This is a genomic window from Nocardioides sp. (genome assembly GCF_031397825.1).
GTDB lineage: Bacteria > Actinomycetota > Actinomycetes > Propionibacteriales > Nocardioidaceae > Nocardioides.
Map to the genome: position 1 here is coordinate 1 of NZ_JANNML010000099.1, position 4,919 is coordinate 4,919.

Sequence of the window (4,919 nt, forward strand, 5' to 3'; positions counted from 1 at the left end):
TGCAGCGGCCTGCGCTACCAGCTCTTCTTCGACGAGCGCACCCTCGACGGTGACGTCGTCACGTCCTTCGACGAGGTCAACGTGGTCGTCGACCGGATGAGCGTGCCCTACCTCAACGGCGCGATGATCGACTTCGTCGACTCGATCGAGAAGCAGGGCTTCACCATCGACAACCCCAACGCGACCGGCTCGTGCGCCTGTGGAGACAGCTTCCACTGATCGCAGTGAGCCGGCAAGCAGCCTGAAAGCACCACAGCAGCGCCCCCGACGGATCCCGTCGGGGGCGTTCTGCATCGTGCGGTGGACAGATCGATCAATCGAGGTGCAGGTGCAACGCGTTGGCCAGGCGGGCCGCGGCGTCGGAGATGCGGATCTCCCGCTTGGGCACCTCGCGGGGGAACTCGTCGAAGTGGATGCTGGGGACGGGGCCGACGGCGCTGCGGGCGGCCTGCTCCAGGCGGGTCTCGAGGCCGAGGTTGCGGCCGGCGGCCCGGCAGTCGGCGGCCATGTCGGTGGGGCTGGCGAGGTCCTCGTACGGCGTCATGCTGCGACGCTATTGGCTACTCGGGCGTAGCCCCAGCAGTACCCGTCGGTAGTGTTCCGTGCCATGACGTCTGGGTCTCTCCTCATCGCCGGTTCCATCGCCACCGACCACCTGATGACCTTCGGGGGGAAGTTCGAGGACTCCCTGGTCGTCGAGCAGCTCGACAAGCTCTCGGTTTCGTTCCTCGTCAACGACCTGGAGATCCGGCGCGGGGGAGTCGCCCCCAACATGTGTTTCGGTCTCGGGCGCCTCGGGCTGCGCCCGGTGCTCGTCGGATCGGCCGGCGAGGACTTCGGTGACTACCGGTCCTGGCTGGAGCGCCACCACGTCGACTGCGACTCGGTGCACATCTCCCAGACTCTCCACACCGCGCGCTTCGTCTGCACGACCGACTCGACGATGGCGCAGTTCGCGTCGTTCTACCCCGGCGCGATGAGCGAGGCCCGCCAGATCGAGCTGGCCCCGATCGTGGAGCGCGTCGGTGCCCCGGCGTACGTCCTGATCGGCGCGGACGACCCCGACGCGATGCGGCGCCACACCCACGAGTGCCGCCAGCGCGACTACCCCTTCATCTCCGACTGCTCCCAGCAGCTCGCCTTCTCCGGTGGCGAGCTGATCCGCGACCTCATCGACGGCGCCGCGATCCTCTTCTCCAACGAGTACGAGTCGCACATGATCGAGCAGAAGACCGGCTGGTCGGCCGACGAGATCCTGTCTCGCGTGGGTTTCCAGGTGACCACGCTGGGCGCCCAGGGTGTCCGGATCACCGGGGAGAAGCTCGAGACCGTCGAGGTCTCCGCCGCCAAGAACGTCACCGCCATCGAGCCCACGGGGGTCGGCGACGCCTTCCGGTCCGGCTTCCTCGCCGGCATGGCCTGGGGCCTCGGCCTCGAGCGCGCGGCCCAGGTCGGCTGCGTCCTGGCCGCCTACGTCGTCGAGACGGTCGGCACCCAGGAGTACTCCTTCACCCACGAGCAGTTCGTGGCGCGCCTCGAGGAGTCCTACGGTTCCGAGGCCGCCGACGAGGTGGCCGCCCACCTCTGACCCGGAGCGGTCCGCCGAGCTAGGCCACGCGTCGTACGCGGAAACGCGGAGCGCCGTCGGCGGCGCTGTCCTCGCCGAGGAAGTCGTGTCCGCGCATGCGGCACCAGGCCGGCACGTCGTGGCGCGCTGCGACGTCGGTCGCCACCACGGCGATCACGTCGCCGACCGCGACGTCGCCGACGTGACGCGCCAGCTCGATGATCGGCAGCGGGCACATCAAGGCGCGGCAGTCGAGCTCGAGGGCGACGTCCTGGGGGTCGACGTCCTGGGGGTCGACCTCCTCGGGGTCGACCTCCTCGGGGGTGCCGGTCACAGGCCGACGTCCGCACGGACGTCGGACACGGCACCGGGCAGCACCTCGAGGAAGGCGTCGACGTCGGCCTCGGTCGTGTCACGGCCGAGCGAGAGCCGCACGTTGCCGTGGGTGAGGGCACCCATCGCGGCGAGCACGTGGCTCGGCTCCAACGTCGAGGCCGTGCACGCCGACCCGCTCGCGATGCCGAAGCCGCGTCGGTCGAGGGCGTGCACGAGCGCCTCGCCGTCGACGTAGAGGAAGGAGAAGGTCACCAGGTGGGGGAGCCGGTCGACCGGGTCGCCCACGACATCGGTGTCGGGGATGCGGGCCACGGCGGCGCGCACCCGGTCGACGAGTGCGGCGTGGCGGGCGTTGACGGCCTCGCGCTCCGCGACGACGGCCTGGAGCGAGGCCGCGGCTGCCAGCGCAGCAGGCACGTTCTCGAAGCCGCTGGACCGGTCGTCCACCCGGTCGTCGTGGGGGAAGGGGCTGGACCAGCGCACACCCTTGCGGACCAGCAGGACCCCCACCCCGGCCGGGCCGCCCCACTTGTGCGCCGAGGCAGCGGCCGCCGACCAGCCGTGCGGGAGCGGGGTGCGCCCCGCCGAGGCGCACGCGTCCATGAACAGGGGTACGCCGTCGAGCCGGTCGGCCACCTCCGTGACCGGCTGGGTCGTCCCCACCTCGTGGTTGGCGGCCTGCACCGCGACCACGGCTGCACCCTCGGCGCGGGTGAGCAGCTCCGCCACGAGCACACGACCGTGGGCGTCCACCGCGACCGCCTCGTGCTCGTCACCGGCCCAGGTCGCCGCGTGGAGCACCGCGGAGTGCTCGACCGCGGTGTGGACGATGCGCCGACCGACTCGGGCACGGGCCCGGTGCAGACCGAGCAGTCCGCGGTGCACCGCGTCGGTGCCGGACGACGTGAACGTGACCTCGTCGGGTCGCACCCCGAGCCCCTCGGCCACCACGGCTCGCGCGTTGTCGAGCAGGAGGCGGGCGTTGCGACCCGGTCGGTGCAGGCGCCGCGGGTCGCCGTACCCCTGGTCGAGCGCGGCCAGCAGGGTCTCGCGCGCGGCCGGGTGGAGGGGCTCGGAGGAGGCCGAGTCGAGGTAGCGCGGCGGCGGGGTGGGGGACCCCTGCGCGGCATTTGTCACACCGCGACATTAGCGGTGCCCCGCGCGGGGATCTCAGCCTGCGTTCAGATACTCTGTAGAGCAATCGTGACCGCCTGAGAGGAAGGCTCGTAAGTGAGTCTGCAACTCCCCGAGCGCAGGGATGGATCCGGCAAGTTCCGCCGCCGGATGACGCTCCTCGCCCTGTTCGGCATCAGCCTCATCGCCCTCACCGGGTGCTCCTCCGAGTCCTCCGGGGAGTGGGAGCGTCTGGCCATGCCAGACCCCGCCACCGTCGAGGGCGAGTCGATCCTGGAGCTGTGGCAGGGCGCGTGGATCGCGGCCCTGATCACCGGCGTCTTCGTGTGGGGCCTGATCTTCTACGCCGTCGTGAAGTTCCGTCGTCGCAGCGACGACGAGATCCCGGTGCAGACGCGCTACAACCTGCCGCTCGAGATCTTCTACACGATCTTCCCGATCGTCATGGTCGTCGTCTTCTTCTCGCACACCGTGCGCGTCCAGAACGAGGTCCTCGACGACTCGCCGGCCGACAACACCATCGAGGTCGTCGGTCAGCAGTGGACGTGGACCTTCAACCACCCCTACGACGACCAGTACGTCTACGAGGGCGGCGACGGCAACACGATCCCCACGCTCGTGCTGCCGGTCGACGAGACCACGCGCTTCAACCTCCACACCCCTGACGTGATCCACGACTTCGGTGTCCCCGGCTTCCTGATGAAGATGGACGTCATGCCGGGCCAGGACAACCACTACCAGGTCACGCCCAAGCGCATCGGCTCCTACGCCGGCAAGTGCTACGAGCTCTGCGGGGTCTACCACTCGCGGATGCTCTTCAACGTCGAGGTCGTCTCCCGAGCCGACTACGACGCCTACCTGCAGGGACTCGAGGACGCGGGTTCCGCGGCCGAGGAGCCGATCCTCGGCGGCTCGTACGCCGACACCCAGATCGGCTTGGAGCCCACTGACGCCGAGGAGGCCGCACCGTGACCACCACCGCACCACGCCCGACCGACGTGCAGGTCGCTCCTCGCAAGCCGCTGGGACAGCAGCTGGTTCGGATCATGACCACGACCGACCACAAGCTGATCGGCAAGCTCTACCTGATCACGTCGTTCGTGTGGTTCATGGTCGGCGGCCTCATGGCCATGCTGATCCGCTCCGAGCTGGCCTTCCCCGGCAGCCAGGTCGTCAACGACGAGCTCTACAACCAGCTCTTCACGATGCACGGCACGATCATGCTGCTGCTCTTCGCGACGCCGCTGTTCTTCGGTTTCGCCAACGTCATCATGCCCATCCAGATCGGTTCGCCCGACGTCGCGTTCCCGCGACTCAACATGTTCAGCTACTGGCTGTTCCTGTTCGGTGGCCTCATCGCCGCCTCGGGCTTCCTGACGCCCCAGGGCGCGGCCGACTTCGGCTGGTTCGCCTACACCCCGCTGTCCGACGCCGTCCGCTCGCCGGGCGTCGGTGGTGACCTGTGGATCATGGGCCTGTGGATGGCCGGTCTCGGCACCATCCTCGGTGCGGTCAACTTCATCACCACGATCATCTGCATGCGCGCGCCGGGCATGACGATGTTCCGGATGCCGCTCTTCGTGTGGAACACCCTGGTCACCAGCCTTCTCGTGCTGATCGCCTTCCCGGTGCTCGCCGGTGCGCTGCTCTCGCTCGAGGCCGACCGGCTGCTCGGTGCCCACGTCTTCGACACCGCCCACGGCGGCGCGATCCTGTGGCAGCACCTGTTCTGGTTCTTCGGGCACCCCGAGGTCTACATCATCGAGCTGCCGTTCTTCGGCATCGTGACCGAGATCCTGCCGGTCTTCAGCCGCAAGCCGATCTTCGGCTACGTCGGCCTGGTCGGCGCCACGCTCGGCATCGCGATCCTCTCGGTCGCGGT

Annotated in this window: 7 protein-coding genes; 4 read left to right on the forward strand and 3 right to left on the reverse strand. The window is 69.2% G+C overall.

Annotation, left to right across the window (positions count from 1 at the left end; all coding sequences use genetic code 11):
- A partial coding sequence (locus RMN98_RS08720) for an iron-sulfur cluster assembly accessory protein (RefSeq protein ID WP_309648423.1) occupies positions 1-219 on the forward strand: 219 nt, incomplete at its 5' end.
- Positions 220-313: 94 nt separating this feature from the next.
- On the opposite strand, the gene RMN98_RS08725 is transcribed toward RMN98_RS08720, so the two are convergent.
- Entirely contained in the window at positions 314-544 is a 231-nt protein-coding gene (locus RMN98_RS08725) for a hypothetical protein (RefSeq protein WP_309648424.1), read from the reverse strand.
- A gap of 63 nt (positions 545-607) precedes the next feature.
- Between RMN98_RS08725 and RMN98_RS08730 the strand changes: the two genes are divergently transcribed.
- Positions 608-1,588 carry a carbohydrate kinase family protein gene (locus tag RMN98_RS08730; protein ID WP_309648425.1) on the forward strand — a complete coding sequence of 327 codons (981 nt, stop codon included), beginning with the start codon at positions 608-610 and terminating at the stop codon, positions 1,586-1,588.
- A gap of 19 nt (positions 1,589-1,607) precedes the next feature.
- Here RMN98_RS08730 and RMN98_RS08735 read toward each other — a convergent pair whose 3' ends face one another.
- Entirely contained in the window at positions 1,608-1,901 is a 294-nt protein-coding gene (locus RMN98_RS08735; RefSeq protein ID WP_309648426.1) for a sulfurtransferase TusA family protein, read from the reverse strand.
- Complete coding sequence (locus RMN98_RS08740; RefSeq protein WP_309648427.1) at positions 1,898-3,040, reverse strand: aminotransferase class V-fold PLP-dependent enzyme; 1,143 nt, start codon at positions 3,038-3,040, stop codon at positions 1,898-1,900. The genes RMN98_RS08735 and RMN98_RS08740 overlap by 4 nt, the downstream gene beginning before the upstream one ends.
- 93 nt (positions 3,041-3,133) lie before the next feature.
- Here RMN98_RS08740 and coxB point away from each other — a divergent pair, with 93 nt between their 5' ends.
- Both coxB and RMN98_RS08750 read left to right on the forward strand, forming a co-directional pair.
- Positions 3,134-4,009 (forward strand): cytochrome c oxidase subunit II, encoded by an 876-nt coding sequence (gene coxB, locus RMN98_RS08745; RefSeq protein WP_309648428.1) that lies wholly within the window; start codon positions 3,134-3,136, stop codon positions 4,007-4,009.
- The coding region (locus RMN98_RS08750; protein ID WP_397209190.1) for a cbb3-type cytochrome c oxidase subunit I at positions 4,006-4,919 on the forward strand (914 nt) is incomplete at its 3' end. The genes coxB and RMN98_RS08750, both read left to right, overlap by 4 nt.

Coding starts and splice junctions, on each gene's coding strand:
- RMN98_RS08725 (WP_309648424.1), bottom strand. CDS start 544: ATGACGCCGTACGAGGACCTCGCCAGCCCCACCGACATGGCCGCCGAC.
- RMN98_RS08730 (WP_309648425.1), top strand. CDS start 608: ATGACGTCTGGGTCTCTCCTCATCGCCGGTTCCATCGCCACCGACCAC.